Source organism: Empedobacter sp. GD03797 (assembly GCF_029842105.1).
Lineage (GTDB): Bacteria > Bacteroidota > Bacteroidia > Flavobacteriales > Weeksellaceae > Empedobacter > Empedobacter falsenii_C.
This window is the reverse complement of sequence record NZ_JAOCFS010000003.1, coordinates 1-22,579: the sequence shown is the minus strand read 5'-3', so window position 1 is coordinate 22,579 and position 22,579 is coordinate 1. Positions and strand designations below refer to the sequence as shown.

Here is a 22,579-nt window from a genome sequence, read left to right as displayed (position 1 = left end):
GTAAGACGTTTTTCTATTCAACTAAAAAGGAGCCATAAAACTAATCGTATAATGATCGATGGTTTTTCCTTTCAAATCTTTCAACTCCAAAATAACAGGAACTTTATACGATTTCAGTTCACTTTTCGGAATTTTAATATCAATTAAACCTTGCTTCAATTCGCCTTCGTCTATCTTTATATATTTATCAGGCTCGACCAACAACACGGTTTTGCCACCTTTGAAACCGTTCACATTTACAACTAATTTGTACGTTTCATTTGTCTTGTTCATCAAACTATATTGCATCGTATTGATAATATAATCGCCTTCTACAACATAATCTTTTCCTGGAACTTGTAAAAATTTTACCTCAACATCACTTCTATTCAACATAAAAATCGTCATTGCAGAAATCATCGCAACCAAAACTAACGTAAACGCGACTAATCTTGCAGTTATTTTGAATGATTTTCCTTGTTCGATATTTTCTTCGGAAGCATATTTTATTAATCCTGTTGGCAAATTAATCTTCGTCATAATATCATCACAAGCATCCATACAAGCTGTACAATTGATACATTCTAACTGAGAACCATTTCTGATATCGATTCCCGTAGGACAAACCGCCACACATTGACCACAATCGATACAATCTCCTTTTCCTGCAGCAACACGATCTTCGCCTTTTCTGAATTTTGAACGTCCATTTGTGCTTTCACCACGTTTAAAATCATACGAAACTTGAATCGTTTTTTTGTCAATCAAAACACCTTGAAATCTCCCGTAAGGACAAACCAACGTACAAACTTGCTCACGAAACCAAGCGAAAACAAAATAAAATAAAACACTAAAAATAAATATTCCGAATAATAAACCACCATGCTCTGATGGACCTTCGGTAATCACTTTGATTAATTCATCCATTCCGATGATATACGCCAATAAGATATTCGAAAAGAAAAATGACAACATATAAAATACAATCCACTTTCCTCCTCTTTTCAGAATTTTCTCTTCGTTCCATTCTTGTTTATCTAAACGAATTTGTTTGCTTCGATCGCCTTCTATCCAATATTCAATTTTTCTAAAAACACTTTCCATAAAAATGGTTTGAGGACATAACCATCCGCAAAATAATCGTCCATAAACTGTTGTAAATAAAATAATAAAAACAACACTCACAATCATTCCGAATGCCAATAAGAAAAAATCTGTGGTAAAAAACGGATAACCGAATAAAATGAAATTTGTATTGAACACATCAAACTTAAAAATAGGATTTCCATTCGGTAATGTTATAAAAGGTAAACCAACCAATAAAATCAATAAAACCGAAGAAACAATTGTACGATAATTCGTGTATCTACCAGAAGGTTTCTTAGCATACACCCATTTTCGTGTCCCTTTTTTATCCATTGTAGCGACTTCGGATCTAAACTGCTCGTTCTCTTTTTCGAACCCAAGTTGCGTTGTATCATGCTTTACATCACTCATACCATTTACTTAATATCTATGCAAATTTACCGCTACATCAACACTAAACTTTGGCACTATTTATGGTATTTATGGTAATATTTACGGATTGATATAAATCATTAATTCATAAAAAAATAGACCTAAAACCCCTAAACTACCTAGTATGAGAATTTTAATTTATTTTATCACATTATGCTTTGCAAATAGTTTATATGCGCAAGAAATACATAACACAAAAAATGTCTCTCAATTCGCTATTCATCCGAGCTGCGAAGATTCTACAGACAATTATTCGGAGTGTTTTGAAAACAAACTAACAGAAGATGTTTCGCAGCGATTAACGAATATAAAATTGGATAAAATCTTAAAAGGTTCAGGAGATTATTTCGCAAAATTATTTTTTGTGATTGATGAAAACGGAAACTTCACCAATGTAACTTCCCAAGGAAATGAAACTTTAGCAAGAATTTCGACACAGATATTATACAAAATAAATCGTGAACAAGAAGAAAGTGCAACCAAAATAAAACCTGCTTTAGTAGACGGAAATCCAGTAAAAGTGAGTTTTAATATTCCGGTAAAATACAATTTAAAGTAACTACGAGTAATATTGTTTTCTGAATTGTTCTGGCGTAAACTCTGTGTATTTTTTGAAGAATTTCACAAAATAAGAAGCGTCTTGAAAATTGAGTAAATAAGCAATTTCAGTGACCGAAATTTCTTTATTTACCAACAAACGTTTTGCTTCTAAAACAATGCGACTTCTTATTAATTCACCTGCCGAAGTAGTTAACACATCTTTGCAAAGTGCATTCAAATGATTGGGTGTGATGTACAACAATTCGGCATACTCTTTTGGTAATTTTTTAGTCTTGAAATTTTGCTCAATAAGTGACTGAAAATTATGCAACAACACCGATTGATAATCATTTGTTTTGACATTTACAGCTTCCAAACTACGTTCAATATCAATGAATAAATTCATCAAATGAAAACCAATTTTTAAATTCGAGAATTGATTATTTTCTTGATTTTCATTTATCATTTCTTCAAAATAACTTGAAATTTTTTCTTGTACATCTGGCGAAATTTCAACCACATGATCTTTCACCAAAATAGATTGTAAAAATCTAAATTTCTGTAAAATGGAAGAATTAATTCCAATCCAATCGAAAAAATTATCAGAAAAATTCACGACAAACCCATCATATTTTTCCTTAAAATACCATTGGTGTACTTGTCCAGGTTTCATAAAATACATTGTTCCAGATTTTGCCTCAAACTTCTCAAAATCGATCAAGTGTTCGCCACTACCTTCAGTAAAATAAACCAAATGATAATAATTATGGTTGTGCACTTCCTGCAAATGCGGATTACTATCAACATAACCTCTAAACCGATCAACAGAAAATAATTCGTTACTATTTTTTTCGGTATTCAGATTACAGATATCGTATGTTGGGAAAAGTTTTTTGGTCATTTTGAAACAAATTATCAAGTGTAAAAATAAATACTATTGAGAATATTTAAAATGAAAAGTTTAACTTTAAGCAATAGAACATCAAAAATGGAATTTAAAGAGAAAAAAATTGTCTTACTTTCTTTGGATGGCGGAGGAATTAGAGGAATTATATCATGTGTCATTTTAAAATACATCGAAGATAAGTTAAAGGAAATTCATGACGAAAATGCTAAAATAGGCGATTATGTCGATTTTATTGCAGGTACAAGTACTGGTGCTTTAATTGCTTCTTTGTTATTATCTCCTTCTACCGAAAATCCAAAAAGAGCAAAACACTCGATTACAGATGCGTTGAATATTTATTTAGGCGAAGGGAAAAATATTTTTTCAAAAACATTCTGGACAATTCTCAATAATCCGTTGAGTGTGCTGAAAGATAATTTACCAACGCTTGTATTGGAAGAGCAATTGAAAATCGTTTTTGGAGAGACAGAGTTAAAAGATTTGATTCGTCCTTGCGCCATAGTTTCTTACGATACCGAGCACCAAAAACCAAAAATTTTCAATTCGATTGATGGAATTTCTCCTTTCCGAAATTTTTATGTCAAAGATATTTGTCGTGCTTCATCAGCTGCGCCAACTTATTTTGAACCTGCAAAAATAAAATCATTCGCTGATCAAGAATTTAGTTGTATTGATGGTGGTGTTTTTGCAAACAATCCGACTTTTGTTGGTTTTATCGAAACGCAAAAAATAAATTTCAATAAATACTTCAAAGATGAATTAAAGTATAATGGAACAGCACCTTTACAAGAGTTTATTATCATTTCTCTCGGAAATGGTTCGCGTGCAAAATCTTATAAACACGAACATTTAACAGGAATTTCAAAATCGAAATGGGTAGATCCTTTGGTAGACATTTTTATTTCGACCGGAGTTGATATGGTCGATCAAGAAATGAGAAGCATGTTCTCTTTATTGAAACCAAAATACCAACAAAATTATTATCGATTTAATCCTGAAATTCCAGAATCTGCATTGGATTTAGGAAATGTTTCCAACAGCAATATTAAAACGTTATTGGATGTTGCCAATGATTATGTAGCAAAACACAAAGAACATTTGGACGAAGTGGTTCAAAAATTAATTTTCAATCAAGTTGAAATCTCATAAAAAAAGGCTTTGAGTAAAATTTCAAAGCCTTTTCTAATTTCTATTTATTTCGAACATAAACAAATATTTCCTGTTCTCGATTCAATCCTCTATTATCCACAATACTTTCTAAACACGCGTGACAATCTGTTACAATTCCCTCTCCATTGTAATTTGTATAACTTCCATTCTCTAGCGCAACAACATGCGGTTTCAACAAATCTGCATTCAGTTTTTTGCGTTCACCAATCAACGTGTACACATATTCGCGTCCAGTTTCGTCCGTAAAATTATCCACTTTATAAATTTGATCCAATTCTCTTTCGTGATCAATTATAACAAATAAGTAGTCTTTGTGGCTATCTTTTTCAAAAAAAATTCTTCTCATAGCTTCAATTGTTTGACTCAAATTTAATAAAAGAATATTGGTTTAACCAATGAAAATTAAAAAGTTTTAAGAGAATTTTAAAATATTATCAATTTCAAAACAGATAATATTTTACTTTTACATCAACCAAAACACAAAAATGAAAACTCTTCTAAAAATCTTGACTTTAGGATTAATTTATCTTATTTGTCAACCAATTTTCGCGCAAAAAAACGCACAATTAAAACTCGACTTCGAAAAAATTATCCTTTCAAAACATTCATTTCCTTTTAATGGAGTTGTGATCGTTTCCAAAAATGGTAAAACGATTTATGAAAAAGTACACGGATTTAAGAATTTTGAAGAGAAAATTGCACTAAATAAGTCAAATCAATTTGAAATTATGTCGAATTCGAAATTATTTACATCTGTATTAATTTTGAAAGAAGTCGAAAAAGGTAAAATTGATTTACAACAATCGATTAAAACATATTTACCAGAAATCACTCAATCGTGGGCAGATTCTGTTACTGTACATCAATTACTTAATCATACACATGGAATCCAAGATATCACAAAACCTTTATTGTTCAAACCTGGAACAGATTTCAAATATGGAAATTATTCATGTGTTCTTTTAGGTAAAATTTTGACTAAAGTAACGCATAAAACTTTCAGAGAATTGGCGACAAATCTGATAAAAGAGATTGGTTTGAAAGAAACTTTTGTGTATTCTGAAAGCGAAAAACATCAATTGGCTCAAGCATATTTTTATCGAAATGATTCGCTTATTCCAAATTATCAAACCTTGATTAATGAAGAAAATTTACCTGCAGATGGAATTATTTCTACTGCGAATGATTTAGTAAAATGGAATAATTTATTACACAATGGTAAAATTCTACAACCCGAAACGTATCAACTTTTGATCACGCCTTCTACTCTTTCGCAACATGATGTTTTTGGAAAAACGCCACAAGGTTATGCCTATAACATCAGAAATGTGACTGAAAATAACATCAATTACATTGGACATACGGGATTAGGAGATGGTTTTTCTGCGATAAATATCTATTTCCCAAAATCAAAAGTTAGTTTGGTTGTCTTGCAAAATATAATGCCAGATAATTCGGAAGATTATTATTTCTACGAAAAACAATTCAAAAATTTGCTTTTAGAAAACGATTTGACACAATAATTCCATTAAGTTACTATAAAACAACATTTTTGGTATTATCCTTGTAGGAAATTTGTATCTTAATTCCAACTAAAACGAATAAAATCTAACCAATTGAAATTCAATATAAAAAAAATACTAAAATATTTTTCTATCACACTTGTGTCGATAATTCTATTGTTGACCATTGCAATTTTTAGTTTACAATTCCCTGCTGTACAAAATTTTGTAAAAAATAAATTAGTCGATTATCTCGAAAATAAAATACATACAAAGGTTCAATTAGATCGTGTTTATATCGATTTTCCAAACAGTTTGGTCATGGAAAATCTTTTTTTGCAAGGACAAGATGTGGACACGCTTTTATCGGTCAAAAAGTTTGACGTTGGTTTAGATATTTGGCAATTGACAAAGAGTAAAGCAGATATAAAATCTATTGATTTGAGCGGTGTTCATGCCAATGTTATCCGTAAACCAGATGGAAAATTCAATTTCGATTATATTATCAATGCTTTTGTAACAGACGAAAAAGACGAAAGTCCTTCAAAGCCATTTATCATTTCGTTAGATAAAATAAAACTGAATGATATTAATGTTTCGTTCAATGATCAGCAAGCGGCAAATAACATCAAAGTTCATCTAAATTCGTTTGATACGCGTGTCAAAAAATTCGATTTAGAGCAAAATTCCTATGGAATTGGCGATATCAATTTGGATGGTTTAAAGCTAAAATTGAAACAAGATATTGTAAAAGAAGTTGCGAAAAAAGTAGAAGAAAAAGTAGATTCTTTGAATGATCAAAAGCCGATGAAAATTGAGTTGAATGGAATTAATTTAACCAATTTTGACATCGATTATGGCGATGATATTTCTGGAATGTTTGCAAAAGTAAAATTCAAAGATTTCAAAACGCGTGTTAAAAAGCTTGATTTACAACAAAATTCGTATGCGGTTGATGATATTTTGGTGAATGGTTTGTTGGTTGATTTTAATCAAAAAATGGTTGAAAAAATCCAAGAAAATAATGTGGATAAAATTGATCCAACTGCAAAACAAACTCCATTGCAAATTGGGTTGAGTAAGATTAATTTGAATGATATCAAAGTCAATTATGGTGACGAAAATTCGAAGACTTTTGCCAAAATTAACCTAAACGAATTCGAAACGAAAGTCAATAAACTTGACCTTGAAAATTCTATTTTCGACATCGAAAATATTTTGTTGAAAGACGCTGATATCGAAGCGAATTTATTCCTTTCTTCGAACAATTCTACTTCGAATTCATCCACTTCTTCAACCCCAATGAATTTGGTTTTGAACGAAACGAAATTAGAAAATGTAAAAGTAAAATACAACAATACAGCCGAACGTCGAACAGCACAAGGAATGGATTTTAATCATTTGGATTTTTCTAAATTAAATCTTGATTTGCGCGATTTCGAAATGAAAAATAACACATTTGCTGGACAAGTAAAAAGTGCTGAAATAAAGGAATCAAGAGGATTGAATATTCAGAAATTGACAACAAATTTCTTGTACGCTAACACACAAGCGTATCTGAAAAACCTTTATTTACAAACACCAAAAACCGTTCTTCGTGACGAAGTTATTTTGCGTTACAATACAATTAATGAGTTAACTTCTCATCCAGAAAATGTTTTGGTGAATGCAAATATCAAAAACTCAAAAATTGGTTTTGCAGATATTCTAAATCTTGCTCCAACGCTTAGAAATACGACGCCTTTCGATAAATATCCAAACGCCATTCTGAGTGTTAACACCAATGTAAAAGGAAAAGTAAACGATTTATTGATTAATAATTTACAAGTTTCTGGTTTAGATGATTTGCAACTTTCGGCTTCTGGAAGAGTGAAAAATGCGATGAATCCGAAGAATTTATTTTATGATATGAACATCAAAAACTTCTCAACTTCTTCTAAAACGATATACAATTTAGTTCCGAAAAATACCATTCCAAATAACATTAGAATTCCTTCAAAGCTTTCTGTCAAAGGGAAAGCGAAAGGAACAACCGAAATCATCAATACGCAATTGGCTATAAATTCTACGTTGGGAAATGCGAAAATTGATGCAATTGTGGACATGCAAAAAAAGGATGCAGAAAAATATAATGTCAAAGCAGATCTACAAAATTTGGATGTTGGAACGCTTATTAGCAACAAGGATTTAGGTAAAATAACAGGAAAAATTAATGCTATTGGAACAAGTTTTAACCCTGAAAAAATGGTTACAAAACTTTCGGGAACCGTTTCATCAGCTTATTACAACAACTATACTTATCAAAATATTGCACTCGATGCAAAAGTGAATCATGGTGTGTTTGATGCGCATGTTTTCTCAAAAGATCCGAATGCGAATCTTAATTTGACAGCTTCTGGTGTGTACAAAAAAGATTTATCTGATGTAAAATTGAACGGAAATATTGTCAAATTAGATGTTCAAAAACTTGGTTTTTACAACGAACCGATGATTGTTGCAGGAGAAATTGATGCCAATTTTGCTGATTTAAATCCAGATAATTTAAATGGTTCTTTGTACCTGAAAAACTTTGCGTTATCCAATACAAAAGATATTTTTCCAATGCAAGAAGTGAGCTTGATTGCGACTTCAACTGCTGATTCGAATCAAATTAATTTGACTTCGCAATTGGCCGATTTGGATATGAAAGGAAAATTTAAATTGACGCAAATTTTTGGTTCGCTAACTTCAACGATTAACCAATATTATGAATTTCAGAAACCGAATAAAGACGAAAAAATAGAACCTCATCAATTCTTTACTTTGAATGCTAAAATTAAAGATGATGAGTTGATTCGAAGATTTGTTCCAGATTTGAAAAGTTTCGAAACCATAACACTTGACGCAACTTATGATGCCGATTCAAAACAACTTAATGTGGATGGAAAAATCCCCAATCTAACATACGGAACAAATACAATTAACAACGGAGTTTTAAAACTATCCAACCAAAATGAAGCCTTGTTGTATTCGTTGAATGTGGATGCATTAAAAAGCGAAAGTTTTCAATTGCAAAAAATTGATTTGAATGGTGATATTACAAATAATGTCATCAATTATAACGTTTCGACAAAGGATGCGAAAGATGCAACGCAATTTTTGGTAGCTGGAAATCTAAAAACACTAAATGATATAACGGAAATTAGTTTAAATCCGAATGGATTGGTCTTAAACTACGATCAATGGCAAGTTGGGGAAGGAAATTTAATTCAGTTGAGAAAAGACGGAATTGTCGCGCATAATTTCAGTTTGATGAACAATGGAAGTCAAATTTCGTTACAGTCTGAATCGGAAAAAGGAACAAGTCCTCTGAATATTACTATCAAAGATTTCAAAATTGAAACCATTGCCGAAATCATCAAAAAAGATGATTTACCTGCCGAAGGAACAATCAATGGAACAGCTCAAATTAGAGATTTAAACAAAGAAATGACCTTCAATGCTGATTTGACCGTTTCAGATTTAAAAGCGTTCGGAAATCCTATTGGAAATATTATCGCAAAAGTAAAAAACACTTCTCCAACCACGATTAACGCTGACATTACCTTAGATGGAAACAGCAACAACATGAAGATTTTTGGAGATTATAATACCAAAGAAAGTGCGTTTGATTTAGCTTTAGATATCAATCGATTAGAAATGAAATCGGTGCAAGGATTTACAATGAATCAAATCAAAGACACAGAAGGTTATATTTCTGGAAATCTAAAAATCGCTGGAACAATGGATAAACCGAGCATTTTAGGTCAAGTGAAATTTAATCAAGTTGGTTTAACGATTGCTGAAACGGGAAGTAATTTCAGAAAAATTGATGATGCAATTGATTTCACGAACAAAGGAATTGAGTTCAATAAATTCAAGATTAATGATAACGAAGGTAATTCTTTAACGATAAGAGGAGAAATATTAACCGAAACGTACCGTGATTTTGCCTTCAATTTAACAGCAAATGCACGAGATTTCAATGTCGTAAATTCAGAAAAATCGAACGACGCCATCATGTACGGAAAGTTAGCGGTTAATGCAAACTTGACGATAAAAGGAGATTTAGATTTACCAAAAGTAAACGGAAGTTTAACAGTAACTGATGATACGAATTTCACATTTGTTTTACCGCAATCTTCACCTTCTTTACAAGAGCGCGAAGGAATTGTCGAATTCATCGATCAAGATCAAGTGGCGCTGCAAGAAACGATTAAAACGGATGAATTAAAAGCCGAATCTAAAATAAAAGGGTTGGATGTCAGTGTCAATATTGAAATCAGCAAAGAAGCCAAAACGTCAATTATTATCGATAAAGCAAACGGAGATTTCGTTGAAATACAAGGTGAAGCTGAGTTGACGGGCGGAATGGATCCTTCTGGAAAAATGACTTTGGTTGGCGTTTATCAAGTAGAAAAAGGTGCGTACGAACTTTCGGTGAGCTTGTTAAAACGTCGTTTTGATATTCAGAAAGGAAGTACCATTACATGGACTGGCGAGCCAACTACAGCCAATTTAGACATTACGGCGATTTACAAAACAAAAGCCGCTCCTATTGATTTAATCGAACAACAAATTTCGGGCTATTCATCTTCTGAAATGAACATGTACAAACAACGAATTCCGTTCAATACCGAGTTAATTTTAAAAGGTGAATTATTAAAACCTGATATTAAATTCAATATTTCAATGGATAAAGACAATCCTTCCATTGCAACTGCGGTGATCGAAAATACACAATCGAAATTGGATCAGTTGAAAAATGATGAAGCCGAAATGAACAAGCAAGTATTTGCATTGTTGTTGCTGAATCGTTTTATTGGCGAAAATCCGTTCGAAAGTAAAACAAGTGTTTCAGCAGAAACGATGGCGTTACAAAGTGTGAGTAATATTTTGTCGCAACAGTTAAATAATTTGGCAGATGATTTAATCCAAGGAATTGATATCGATTTGGGATTAGATACACAAGACGATTATTCTTCGGGATCTAAAAATACACGAACAGACCTGAATGTTGCCGTGAGCAAACGATTACTAAACGACCGATTGAAAGTTTCGGTTGGAAGTAATTTTGGTTTAGATGGTGATGCACGAGAAAATGAAAACATGACCAATATTGCGGGTGATATTACGATCGATTATAGTTTATCGCGTGATGGTCGATACATGTTGAGAGCTTATCGAAAAGATGAATACCAAGTGGCATTACAAGGACAAATTGTAGAAACAGGCGTTGGATTTATCATCACATTAGATTACGACAAATTCAAAGAGATTTTCGAGAAAAGAAGAAAAAATAGAACGAACAGAGCAAATAGAAATACACAAAATCAAGAAGTGAAACCATGAAAAAATCAGTTTTAACCTATATCAAATTTATAACTTGTTCAATTTCTATTTTAGGTATTTCTTCTTGTAGCAATACACGTTTTCTGAAAGAAGGTGAAATGCTTTACACGGGCTCTAAATTAACAATAGAAGGCGATTCGTTAAGCAAAACCGACAAAGCTGAATTAAAAGATAATCTCGAAAAAAATATCATTCCAAAACCTAATTCAAGTTTTTTTGGACTTCGTCCTCGTTTGTACATTTACAACATCACGAGCGAACCTAAAAAGCAAAAAGGATTGAAATATTGGTTGAAATATAAAGTGGGTGAAAAACCTGTTTTATTGGGTGATGTCGACATCGAATTCAATAAAGATATTTTAGTTAATTATTCTGAAAACAAAGGTTATTTCAATGCCAAAGCACAGGGTGATACAATAAGTACAAACAAAAAAGCGGAAGTGCATTATGTCTTACAACCGCGCAAACGTTATTACATCAACCAAGTTAATTTCCCAAAAGATACCACTTTAGCGATCAACAAAGAAATTAAAAAAACGCAAGCAAATACGTTACTGAAAGATAAGCAACCTTTCGATTTGGATGTGATCAAGGCAGAACGAGAACGAATAGATGCGCGTCTGAAAGAAAATGGTTATTATTATTTTCATCCTGATAACATCATTGTGCAAGCGGATAGTACAGTTACGAATAAGCAAGATGTCGAACTATTTGTCAAGTTAAAAGATAAGACACCAGAGCAAGCCAAAAAACAATATAGCATTGACAAGGTTATTGTTTTCCCAGATTATAACATTCGAGACGCACGAAAAGGCATCTATAAAATGCCGATGAACAACGATTCCTTAGCAAAATACGAGCAAAATGGTTTTTACATGGTTGATCTAAAAAATAGTTTCAAACCAAAAGTTTTTGACCGTGTGTTATATTTTAAAACGGGAGAGATTTACAACCGAGCAGATCATAATTTAACCCTGAATCGATTAATTAATTTGGGTGTTTTCAAATTTGTGAAAAATGATTTCGTGATTTCTGATTCGGTTAACCATAAATTTGATGTGTATTATACCTTAACACCACGCGAATTTCAGTCGTTGAGATTAGAAGTTTTAGGACGAACAAACTCGGCGAATTATGGTGGTGGTGAGTTAAATCTCAATTGGACACATCGCAATATTTTCAAAGGGGCAGAACAGCTTAAAATGGCTTTATATGGAGCATTTGACATGCAATTGGGCGGACAAAAAGATGCGAATAATATTTTTAGAGCTGGTTTTAATACGCAACTTTCGATTCCAAGAATTGTCGCGCCTTTCAAATTTCATTCGTCAAGTGCGTTTGTACCGAGAACCAATATTGAGATTGGTTACGAATATCAAAACAGATCGAGATTATATACACTTCATAATTTCAATACTTCTTTTGGTTACGTTTGGAAAGAGAATGCGCAAAAAGAATATAATTTAAAGATTTTTAGTGCGACTTTAGTCTTTCCAGAAAAAGTGACAGATGAATACAACAGCAAAATCTACGATTCAATTGGAAATATCATCAACCCAAGTTTGAAACGCGTTGTCGACAAACAATTAATTTTTGGTCCACAATATTCGTATACGTATACCACAACAATGTTACCTCGAAAAAGCACATTCTATTACCGAGGTTTAGTTGATTTGGCTGGAAATTTAACAGGATTAATAACAGGTGCGAATGCGAAAAAAGACAAGGAAAAAGAAATTTTCAAAATACCATTTAGTCAATATGCAAAAATGGAACATGACTTCCGTTTTTATCACAAATTTTCAGAAAAATCATCAATAGCCACACGATTCATTGGAGGAATAGCCTATCCATATGGAAACTCTGAATTTGTTCCTTATTCAAAACTATTTTTTGTAGGAGGAAGTAACAGTATTCGTGCATTTAGAGCGCGAACATTAGGACCAGGAAGTTATGATCCTCGTAACCAAAATTCGAATTTCTTTTTTGATCAATCAGGTGATATTAAATTGGAACTAAATGCAGAATTTAGACAAAAATTATTCAGTTTTCTTAACCTTGCGTTATTTGTTGATGCAGGAAACATTTGGTTAATCAACGAAGATAAAACACGTCCAGGTGCGAAATTCACAAAAGATTTTATGAGCGAAATAGCAGTTGGAGCTGGTTTAGGATTACGTCTTGATTTTAATATCTTAATTTTAAGATTAGATTTAGCAACTCCACTTCGAGTGCCTTATTACGAAAAGAATGACCGTTGGACTTTTGATAAAATAGATTTTGGAGACAAAGCATGGCGAAAAGACAACTTGATCTTGAACATCGCGATTGGCTATCCGTTCTAAGCAAAGCGTTAAGCGTTAAGCGTTAAGCGTTAAGCGTTAAGCGTTAAGCGTTAAGCGTTAAGCGTTAAGCGTTAAGCGTTAAGCGTTAAGCGTTAAGCAAAAATAAAAAAACCGGATTCTAAATTAGAATCCGGTTTTTATTTAATGATATATTTATTTCAAATCAAAACGATCTGCATTCATCACTTTGTTCCAAGCTGCCACGAAATCATTCACAAATTTATCTTGCGCATCTGCTTGTGCATAAACTTCTGCTATGGCACGTAATTCAGAATTTGAACCGAATACTAAATCCGCACGAGTTCCTGTCCATTTTGGTGCTCCAGTTTTACGATCAGATCCCATATAGATTTCTTTCGTTTCATCTGTCGCTTTCCAAACAGTACCCATGTCCAATAAATTCACAAAGAAATCATTTGTCAACTGACCTGGACGATCTGTGAAAATACCATGTTTCGAACCATCATAATTCGCATTCATCGCACGCATTCCACCAACTAAAACAGTTAATTCTGGTGCAGTCAACGTTAACAATTGTGCTTTATCAATCACCAATTCTTCTGTCGAAACAGATCTTCTTGTGTTTTTGCGGTAGTTTTTAACCCCATCTGCAATTGTTTCTAAGTACGCTATAGATTCAACTTCTGTATCCTCTTGCGTTGCATCTCCACGACCTGCTGCAAACGGAACAGTAATTGTTTTTCCGGCATCTTTTGCTGCTTTTTCAATCGCTGCATTTCCTCCTAAGACAATTAAATCCGCAATCGAAACTTGTTTTGAAGAATTCGCTGAATTAAATTCTTGTTGAATATTTTCTAAAACTGTTAAGACTTTATTCAATTGAATTGGATTATTCCCTTCCCAATTTTTCATTGGTTCCAAACGAATACGCGCACCATTTGCTCCTCCACGTTTATCCGATCCACGGAAAGACGAAGCCGAAGCCCAAGCTGTAGAAACTAATTCTGAAACAGATAATCCTGAAGCTAAAATTTTAGATTTCAAATCAGCGATATCAACCTCATCAATTAATTCATGTGTAACAGCTGGAATTGGATCTTGCCAAGTGAACACTTCTTTCGGAACATCTGCACCTAAATAACGAGAAAGTGGTCCCATATCACGGTGTGTCAACTTGAACCATGCCTTACGGAAAGCATCTTCAAATTCTTCTGGATGTTGCAAGAAACGACGTCCAATTTTTTCGTAAGCTGGATCCATACGTAACGCAATATCCGAAGTCAACATCGTTGGTCTTAATTTTTTTGAAGCATCATGCGCATGTGGAATAATTTCGCCTACATCTTTTGCTACCCATTGATGAGCACCTGCAGGAGATTTTGTTAATTCCCATTCGAAACCAAATAAATAACTTAAAAATAAATTTGACCATTCTGTTGGTTTACTTGTCCAAGTTACTTCAATACCTGATGTAATTGTGTCACCTGCATTTCCTGTTCCGTACGAGTTTTTCCAACCCAAACCTTGCATTTCCAAATCAGAAGCTTCAGGATCTGGGCCAACATGATCAGCCGAAGCCGCACCATGCGTTTTTCCGAAAGTGTGACCACCAGCAATCAACGCCAATGTTTCTTCATCATTCATTGCCATACGCGCAAACGTATCACGAATATCGCGTGACGAAGCCAAAGGATCTGGATTACCATCTGGACCTTCTGGATTCACATAAATCAATCCCATTTGTACCGCAGCCAACGGATTCTCTAAATCACGATCACCAGAATAACGGCTATTTGGACCACCACTCTCTTCTAACCAAATTTTTTCAGAACCCCAATATACATCCATATTTGGTTCCCAAACATCAGCACGACCACCAGCAAAACCTAACGTTTTGAATCCCATCGACTCTAAGGCTACATTTCCTGTTAAGATAATTAAATCTGCCCATGAAATTTTATTACCATATTTTTGTTTGATAGGCCAAATTAAACGACGCGCTTTGTCCAACGAAACGTTGTCTGGCCATGAGTTAAGCGGCGCAAAACGTTGTTGTCCTTCACCTGCTCCACCACGACCATCTTGCACACGGTATGTACCTGCACTATGCCATGCCATACGAATGAAAAATGGGCCATAATGCCCAAAATCTGCTGGCCACCAATCTTGAGAATCAGTCATCAAAGCTTTTAAATCAGCTTTAACCGCTTCTAAATCTAATTTTTTAAATTCTTCGGCGTAATTAAAATCTTCCCCCATTGGGTTCGATTTATTTGAATGTTGACGTAAAATATCAACTTTTAATTGATTTGGCCACCAATCTTGATTTTGTGTTCCTTCTCCTGCCACTGGTTTTGACATTGTACCATTGTGGAAAGGGCATTTTGAAATATCACCTCCTTGATTCTCCATGAATACTATTTTTTTATGTTTAATAATTTTTGTTTTGTAAATATCATAAATATAGTAATTTGTCTTATCAATTAAAAATCAAATTGTTTTATCAATCAATCAATTTATTTTATATAGAATGTAAATTAAATAGTTATTAATTATATTATAAAAATTGATTCGTTTATTTTTAATGAGTAAAGAGATTTCGAGAATCCTCTAGCTTTTAAGTTTATATCTGTATCAAGATAAAACTACATTTCACATAATATCAATGCATAGAAATTTTCAATCTTAACTTCAATATATCTTAACATCGTAAAATTATTATAGTCAAAAAAATGTTTATACATTTGTAACAATGAAATTTATAATTCTCATAATTGCATTATATGTTAATGTTCTATCATTTGTGCCATGTCAAGACACAAATACTAATAGAACGCAAGTTTCTATGGTGCATAGTGAGAAAGATAATTCAGATCATAAAGATCAATGTAGTCCTTTGTGCGTTTGTAATTGTTGTCAAATTACAATTTCATCAATGAAATTTACACGATTACTAAAAACTCCTAAAGTTTTTGAACCAAATACTTCCAAGAAAATACAATTCAAAAAGAATACAATTCAAAACCAATTGTATGCCGATATCTGGCAACCTCCTAAAATAAATATTGCTTAACGAGACGATTTCTTTTTTCGTCTACACATTGATTTCAATTGATATAAAATTGAAGTCAACACTTTTCTGTGCTCATTTATTTTGATAATAAGTGGGTAATGTTAATACAATTAATCAAATTATCTGTGTTAGATAAAATCATAAAATTTAGTATCCAAAACAAAATTGTTATTGGAATTATGACTGTATTGTGGATTATCTGGGGCGTATGGAGCGCAACAAAATTGCCAATAGATGCGGTACCCGATATTACCAACAATCAAGTCCAAATTATTACGGTCAGCCCTACTCTAGCTGGTCAAGAAGTAGAACAATTGGTCACTTTTCCAATTGAGCAAAGTATTGCGAATATTCCTGATATCGAAGAAACAAGAAGTATTTCTCGTTTTGGTTTATCTGTGATTACGGTAGTGTTTAAAGAAGATGTAGATATTTATTTTGCGCGTCAATTAGTCAACGAAAAATTAAAAGAAGCACAAGAAGACATTCCGCAAGGTGTTGGCATTCCCGAATTATCACCTGTGAGTACTGGTCTTGGAGAAGTCTATCAATATATTTTACATCCTAAAAAGGGAAGTGAGAAAAAATACAATTCAAAACAATTGCGCGAAATGCAAGATTGGATTGTTCGTAGACAATTAAACGGAACGCCTGGTGTTGCTGAGATCAATAGTTTCGGTGGAGAATTGAAGGAATACGAAGTTGCTTTAGATCCGAATAGATTGCGCGCAATGGGAATTAGTGTATCGGATATTTTTGATGCCTTAGAAAAAAATAATCAAAATACTGGAGGAGCTTACATCGATAAGAAGCCAAATGCTTACTTTATTCGAGGAATTGGAATGGTAACTTCTTTAGATGATGTAAAATTAATTCCTATAAAAAATGCGACGGGAACTGTTCCTATTTTTATAAAAGATGTAGCTGATGTAAGACTAGGACATGCCATACGATACGGAGCAATGACTTACAATGGTGAAGTAGATGCTGTTGGTGGTGTTGTGATGATGTTAAAAGGTGCGAATTCTAATGAAGTAGTTAATCTAATTAAAGAAAAAATACCAACAATTCAAAAATCGTTACCAGATGATATCGTCATCGAGCCTTTCCTTGATCGAACGAATTTAGTAAATCGTGCAATTAAAACAGTAGAAAAAAATCTGATCGAAGGTGCATTAATTGTCATTTTTGTATTGGTTATTTTTCTTGGTAATCTAAGAGCTGGTTTAATCGTTGCATCTGCCATTCCTCTATCCTTATTATTTGCATTAGGAATGATGAATGTTTTTGGTGTGAGTGCGAATTTAATGAGTTTAGGAGCTATTGATTTTGGATTGATAGTCGATGGAGCAGTTATTATTGTAGAAGCGACTTTACATCATCTAGGGCTTAGAAAATCAACGCATCGATTAACCCAAAAAGAAATGGATGAAGAGGTTTTTCTTTCAGCTTCAAAAATTAGAAATTCAGCCGCATTCGGGGAAATCATCATACTTATTGTCTACATTCCTATTCTTACTTTGGTTGGTGTAGAAGGAAAAATGTTTACACCAATGGCTAAAACAGTTGGCTTTGCAATTCTAGGCGCATTGATTCTTTCGTTAACGTACATCCCAATGATGAGTGCTTTATTTTTATCAAAAAAGCCTACTCTCAAAGCTTCTTTTTCAGATAAAATGATGGTGAAAATCCATAAAGTTTATGAACCATTATTAGAAAAAGCAATCCGAATCAAATATTGGTTAGTTGGTATTACTGTTGCAATTTTTGCAGTATCAATTATTCAATTCAGAAATATGGGTGGCGAATTTATTCCACAATTACAAGAAGGTGATTTTGCTTTTCACTGTATTTTACCACAAGGAAGTTCCTTAACCCAAAGTTTAGAAACATCCATGCAAGCTTCTCGAATTTTAAAAGAATTTGATGAAGTAAAAATGGTCGTTGGTAAAACAGGTTCCGCTGAGGTTCCTACAGATCCTATGCCTCCTGAAGCAACAGATATGATTGTGGTTCTAAAACCAAAGGACGAATGGAAACGTAACATTTCTTATGAAGAATTAGGTGATGAAATGATGGAAAAACTAGAGGTTATTCCTGGTGTTTTCTTTGAAAAAAATCAACCAATCCAAATGCGTTTTAATGAATTGATGACAGGAATTCGACAAGATGTAGCTGTCAAAATTTTTGGCGAAAATTTAGATTCTCTCTCTTATTATGCAGATAAAACCTCAAAAGCAATTCAATCTGTTGAAGGTGTTACAGCGCCACAAGTGGAACGCGTAAGTGGTTTGCCTCAGATTAATGTTGAATATGACCGAATCCGAATGGCAAATTATGGATTAAATATCAAAGATGTAAATGATATGTTGAGTACAGCATTTGCAGGAAAAACAGCTGGACAAGTTTTCGAGAATGAACGACGCTTTGATTTGGTTGTTCGATTGGATAGTGCGCATCGAAAAAGCATTGATGACATTAACAATTTAATGATTCCTACAAGTTCTGGCAATCAAATTCCAATCTCTCAGGTGGCAAAAGTGAGTTATAAATTAGGTGCTTCACAAATTAGTCGCGAAGAAGGAAAACGAAGAATTGTAATTGGTTTCAATGTAAAAGATCGTGATGTACAATCAGTTGTAAAAGATATTCAGACAAAATTAGACAATGAAATCAAATTGCCTTCTGGTTATTATTTCACCTATGGAGGACAGTTCGAAAATCTACAAGCAGCTAGTCAACGTTTAATGATTGCAGTACCAATCTCCTTATTATTAATTTTTATGTTGTTGTATTTTACATTTCATTCATTCAAACAAGCAGCCTTAATTTTTACAGCAATTCCAATGAGTGCTATCGGAGGTGTTTTTGCATTAATTATTCGTGATATGCCATTTAGTATTAGTGCCGGAATTGGTTTTATTGCATTATTTGGTGTCGCTGTTTTAAACGGAATTGTTTTAATTGGAACATTCAACCAATTAGAAAAAGAAGGGGAGAAAAACATTCTAAAACGAATAATGGAAGGAACCAATATCCGATTACGACCAGTATTAATGACAGCGACAGTTGCATCGTTAGGATTTTTACCAATGGCAATTTCCACAGGCGCAGGTGCCGAGGTTCAAAAACCTTTAGCAACAGTTGTCATTGGAGGATTAATCACAGCTACTTTTTTAACCTTATTTGTATTACCAATGTTATATTTAATATTCAATTCAAAACTTTCGAAAATAAAATTGAATTCAAAAAATACACTTCCATTTCTTGTAATCGGAATGTTTTTAATGGGACAATCTATTCAAGCGCAAACTCGTTCAATTAATATTCAAGAAGCACAACAAATTGCAATTGAAAATAATCCATTAATCAAAGCAAATGAACGAAGTATTTCATCAAGTGAAGCTTTAAAAGGAACCGCAAATGAATTACCAAAATTAAATGTGGAAGCACAACTTGGGCAATATGCGAGTCCAAAATTTGATTATGGTTTATCCATTTCTCAAAGTATTCCATTTCCAACGATTTTTAAACATCGAAAGGCAGTTTTAGAATCAGAAGTAAATAGCAAGAAGATACAAAAAGAAGTAACAACAAACGAATTGTTGAAACAAGTGAGAACCTATTTCTATCAGATCGAATATTTAGAATATAACCATAATCAACTCGAACAATTAAATAAACTTTATGTAGAATTTATTCGAATTGCTTCGGTTCGATTTAGTGCAGGTGATATTAAGAAAATCGAAATTAATACGGCAGAAACACAGCAAGGAGAAATCAATTTGTTGCTGAAACAAAACAAAGTGTATTTAGCAAATGCGTACAAAAATCTAAACGTATTATTGAATACCGAAGAGAGTTTTACAATTACCAAAGAGACGAATTATATTCCATTAAAATTGACTGGGATTTTAGACGGTTCTACAATTGAACATAATCCGACGATTAAAGCTTTTTACCAACAGATAGAAATTACGGAACGAAACAAAGAAGTCGTAAAAGCCGAAGGTTTACCAGAATTCTCAGTTGGTGTAAACAGTTTATCGATGATTGGAATGCACGAAAAAAATGGCGTGGAAAGATATTACAATGGCCTTGATCGTTTTACTTCAGTAAACCTTGGTGTAGCAATTCCATTAACGTTTGGTGCTACAAAAGCAAAAATCAAAGCATTGGAATATGATAAACAAGCCATTCAAGAAACAGCCAATTTTCAAAAACAACAATTAAAGATTCAATTGGATAATTCTGTAAATCAATATCAGCAAGATTGGGAACAATATGAATATTATGTAAACCAAGCCATTCCAAATGCAGAGAAAATTGTAAAAGCAGCTCAATTGGGTTACAAAACTGGTGAAATTTCCTATGTCGAATATCTTTTTGCATTGCAAACCGCAACGGATATTCAATTAAAATATCTTGAATCGATACAACAAGTCAATCAAACTATTGTCAATATTAATTCTATCATCAATCAATAAAATGAAAAAAATAAAGATCATTATCTATAGCGTGTTAGCCATATTATTTCTAAATAGTTGTACCAAAGAAACAAAAACGGCACAACCTACAGAAGAAAAAGAAGCCGAACACGAAGAAACGCCACAAACAATTGTTACGCTAACAGAAGAACAGATGAAGGCTGTTGGTATAAAACTGGGAACTATTGAAGTAAAAGAGCTAACGGCTATGATTAAAGCAAACGGACTTTTGAATGTTCCAAACAGTAATATGGCCAGTGTATCATCCATGTTTGGTGGAGTAATACAAACATTACCTATTCAGGAAGGTTCGTATGTCAAAAAAGGACAAGTAATTGCGACAATTTCAAACCCAGAATTTATTCTAACACAAGAGCAATATTTAACTGTTTTGAGTCGAATTACCTATGCAGAGCAAGAATTTAGACGACAAAAAGAATTGTTTGATAACGATGCTGGTGCAAAAAAGAATCTTCAGAACTCTTCTGCTGAATTGAAAACATTACGTTCTCAAAAAGCATCTTTGTCTCGTCAACTGCAAATGATGGGAATTAATCCTTCTAAAGTAAGCAATGCAAATTTGAAAAATGGAATGGTAATTACAGCACCAATTAGTGGAACAGTAAGTAAAATTATTGCGCAAATAGGGAGTTATGTAGATGTCTCGTCTCCTGTCGCTGAAATCATTGATAACAGTTCTATTCACTTAGATTTACAAGTTTTCGAGAAAGATTTACCTAAAATGAAAGTTGGTCAAGTTATTCAATTTGAATTAACAAATAATCCAGGAAACAGTTACGAAGCAGTCGTTTACAGCATTGGTTCTTCTTTCGAAAATGAAAGTAAAACCATTGCAGTACATAGCAAAGTACGAGGAAATAAATCTGGATTGATAAATGGAATGAATATTACAGGAGCCGTAAGCTTAAGTAATTCCTCTACACCTGCTGTTCCCAATGATGCAATTGTAGAAGCGGATGGTAAATTTTACATCTTTGTCAAAACAAACAAAAAAGTAGAAGAGCATACAGATGAAGAAAGTAAAGATCCGAACGAAAAGAACAAAGAACATAAAAATGAAACATCGATAAACTTTGAAAAAATCGAAGTTGTAAAAGGTTCTTCAGATATGGGTTACACAGCTATTACAACCGTAAATGAAGTTGATCCAAACGCGCAAATTGTTGTAAAAGGAGCCTTTTTCGTTAATGCTAAATTAAGTAATTCTGGCGATCACGGACATTAAAAACAATTCAAATAAATTGAGTTGTTCCCCTAACTAACTTCCAATAAAAAGTCCGATAAACAATATGTTTATTGGACTTTTTTATAATTGTAATAAGCAACCTTTTTTATATTCAGTTTTTCTTATAGAATTTACCTTCTCTATTGTAATGTGTATTATTTTTTCAATTATAATAGATACTTTTTTAGATAAGTAAAAATACCTTGACTTCAATCGTTTTAATTCAACCTCTACTTTTTATAATTCTCATATCTAACGTCTAAAATCTAACTAACAAGTAATATAATCCTAATAAATTTGGAAAATATCAATTTTAACGTTTCGCATTCGAATGTTTTAAGGTGTAAAAAAACAACTATTCTAGATCACCTGAACTACAAAAATCTTTTACATACATTCTACTGCCACTATGTTGCCTTTATCCTGCCTTTATGTAGGAAGTAAGCGGTAAGCGGTAAGCGATAAGCGATAAGCAATAAGC

The 22,579-nt window shown here is 32.9% G+C and carries 12 protein-coding genes; 8 read left to right on the top strand and 4 right to left on the bottom strand.

Annotation, left to right across the window (positions count from 1 at the left end; translation table 11 throughout):
* Positions 1 to 21: 21 nt before the first annotated feature.
* Entirely contained in the window at positions 22 to 1,476 is a 1,455-nt protein-coding gene (gene ccoG, locus N5D90_RS03450; RefSeq protein ID WP_280061570.1) for a cytochrome c oxidase accessory protein CcoG, read from the bottom strand.
* 145 nt (positions 1,477 to 1,621) lie between these two features.
* Here ccoG and N5D90_RS03445 point away from each other — a divergent pair, with 145 nt between their 5' ends.
* Positions 1,622 to 2,056 (top strand): hypothetical protein, encoded by a 435-nt coding sequence (locus tag N5D90_RS03445; protein WP_280061569.1) that lies wholly within the window; start codon positions 1,622 to 1,624, stop codon positions 2,054 to 2,056.
* Here the strand turns inward: N5D90_RS03445 and N5D90_RS03440 are convergent, their stop codons facing one another.
* On the bottom strand, positions 2,057 to 2,938 hold the full coding sequence (locus N5D90_RS03440; protein ID WP_280061568.1) for a helix-turn-helix transcriptional regulator: 882 nt from the start codon (positions 2,936 to 2,938) through the stop codon (positions 2,057 to 2,059).
* Positions 2,939 to 2,989: 51 nt separating this feature from the next.
* Here N5D90_RS03440 and N5D90_RS03435 point away from each other — a divergent pair, with 51 nt between their 5' ends.
* A complete protein-coding gene (locus N5D90_RS03435; RefSeq protein ID WP_280061567.1) occupies positions 2,990 to 4,093 on the top strand; it encodes a patatin-like phospholipase family protein in 1,104 nt (367 codons plus the stop codon).
* A gap of 40 nt (positions 4,094 to 4,133) precedes the next feature.
* Here N5D90_RS03435 and N5D90_RS03430 read toward each other — a convergent pair whose 3' ends face one another.
* Positions 4,134 to 4,460 carry a hypothetical protein gene (locus N5D90_RS03430; protein WP_125349744.1) on the bottom strand — a complete coding sequence of 109 codons (327 nt, stop codon included), beginning with the start codon at positions 4,458 to 4,460 and terminating at the stop codon, positions 4,134 to 4,136.
* Positions 4,461 to 4,599: 139 nt separating this feature from the next.
* Between N5D90_RS03430 and N5D90_RS03425 the strand changes: the two genes are divergently transcribed.
* The 3 genes from N5D90_RS03425 to N5D90_RS03415 all read left to right on the top strand — a co-directional run bounded on the left by N5D90_RS03425 (position 4,600) and on the right by N5D90_RS03415 (position 13,331).
* Positions 4,600 to 5,637, top strand: a complete 1,038-nt coding sequence (locus N5D90_RS03425) for a serine hydrolase (RefSeq protein ID WP_280061566.1) — start codon at positions 4,600 to 4,602, stop codon at positions 5,635 to 5,637.
* 141 nt (positions 5,638 to 5,778) lie between these two features.
* On the top strand, positions 5,779 to 10,986 hold the full coding sequence (locus N5D90_RS03420; RefSeq protein WP_280061565.1) for a translocation/assembly module TamB: 5,208 nt from the start codon (positions 5,779 to 5,781) through the stop codon (positions 10,984 to 10,986).
* Positions 10,983 to 13,331, top strand: coding sequence for a BamA/TamA family outer membrane protein (locus N5D90_RS03415; protein WP_280061564.1), 2,349 nt, complete (start codon positions 10,983 to 10,985; stop codon positions 13,329 to 13,331). The genes N5D90_RS03420 and N5D90_RS03415 overlap by 4 nt, the downstream gene beginning before the upstream one ends.
* Before the next feature lie 153 nt (positions 13,332 to 13,484).
* On the opposite strand, the gene katG is transcribed toward N5D90_RS03415, so the two are convergent.
* The gene (gene katG, locus N5D90_RS03410; protein ID WP_280061563.1) at positions 13,485 to 15,704 is read right to left on the bottom strand and encodes a catalase/peroxidase HPI; all 2,220 of its coding nucleotides are present in this window, start codon (positions 15,702 to 15,704) and stop codon (positions 13,485 to 13,487) included.
* A gap of 340 nt (positions 15,705 to 16,044) precedes the next feature.
* On the opposite strand from katG, the gene N5D90_RS03405 reads away from it, so the two are divergent.
* The 3 genes from N5D90_RS03405 (at position 16,045) to N5D90_RS03395 (ending at position 22,098) form a co-directional block, all read left to right on the top strand.
* On the top strand, positions 16,045 to 16,365 hold the full coding sequence (locus tag N5D90_RS03405; RefSeq protein ID WP_280061562.1) for a DUF6660 family protein: 321 nt from the start codon (positions 16,045 to 16,047) through the stop codon (positions 16,363 to 16,365).
* A 125-nt stretch (positions 16,366 to 16,490) separates the two neighbouring features.
* Complete coding sequence (locus tag N5D90_RS03400) at positions 16,491 to 20,852, top strand: CusA/CzcA family heavy metal efflux RND transporter (protein WP_280061718.1); 4,362 nt, start codon at positions 16,491 to 16,493, stop codon at positions 20,850 to 20,852.
* 1 nt (position 20,853) lies between these two features.
* The gene (locus N5D90_RS03395; RefSeq protein WP_280061561.1) at positions 20,854 to 22,098 is read left to right on the top strand and encodes an efflux RND transporter periplasmic adaptor subunit; all 1,245 of its coding nucleotides are present in this window, start codon (positions 20,854 to 20,856) and stop codon (positions 22,096 to 22,098) included.
* Positions 22,099 to 22,579: the final 481 nt, after the last annotated feature.

What these genes read in the sequence shown, in the direction of transcription:
- ccoG (WP_280061570.1), bottom strand. Translation starts at nt 1,476, where the DNA reads ATGAGTGATGTAAAGCATGATACAACGCAACTTGGGTTCGAAAAAGAG.
- N5D90_RS03445 (WP_280061569.1), top strand. Translation starts at nt 1,622, where the DNA reads ATGAGAATTTTAATTTATTTTATCACATTATGCTTTGCAAATAGTTTA.
- N5D90_RS03440 (WP_280061568.1), bottom strand. Translation starts at nt 2,938, where the DNA reads ATGACCAAAAAACTTTTCCCAACATACGATATCTGTAATCTGAATACC.
- N5D90_RS03435 (WP_280061567.1), top strand. Translation starts at nt 2,990, where the DNA reads ATGAAAAGTTTAACTTTAAGCAATAGAACATCAAAAATGGAATTTAAA.
- N5D90_RS03430 (WP_125349744.1), bottom strand. Translation starts at nt 4,460, where the DNA reads ATGAGAAGAATTTTTTTTGAAAAAGATAGCCACAAAGACTACTTATTT.
- N5D90_RS03425 (WP_280061566.1), top strand. Translation starts at nt 4,600, where the DNA reads ATGAAAACTCTTCTAAAAATCTTGACTTTAGGATTAATTTATCTTATT.
- N5D90_RS03415 (WP_280061564.1), top strand. Translation starts at nt 10,983, where the DNA reads ATGAAAAAATCAGTTTTAACCTATATCAAATTTATAACTTGTTCAATT.
- katG (WP_280061563.1), bottom strand. Translation starts at nt 15,704, where the DNA reads ATGGAGAATCAAGGAGGTGATATTTCAAAATGCCCTTTCCACAATGGT.
- N5D90_RS03405 (WP_280061562.1), top strand. Translation starts at nt 16,045, where the DNA reads ATGAAATTTATAATTCTCATAATTGCATTATATGTTAATGTTCTATCA.
- N5D90_RS03395 (WP_280061561.1), top strand. Translation starts at nt 20,854, where the DNA reads ATGAAAAAAATAAAGATCATTATCTATAGCGTGTTAGCCATATTATTT.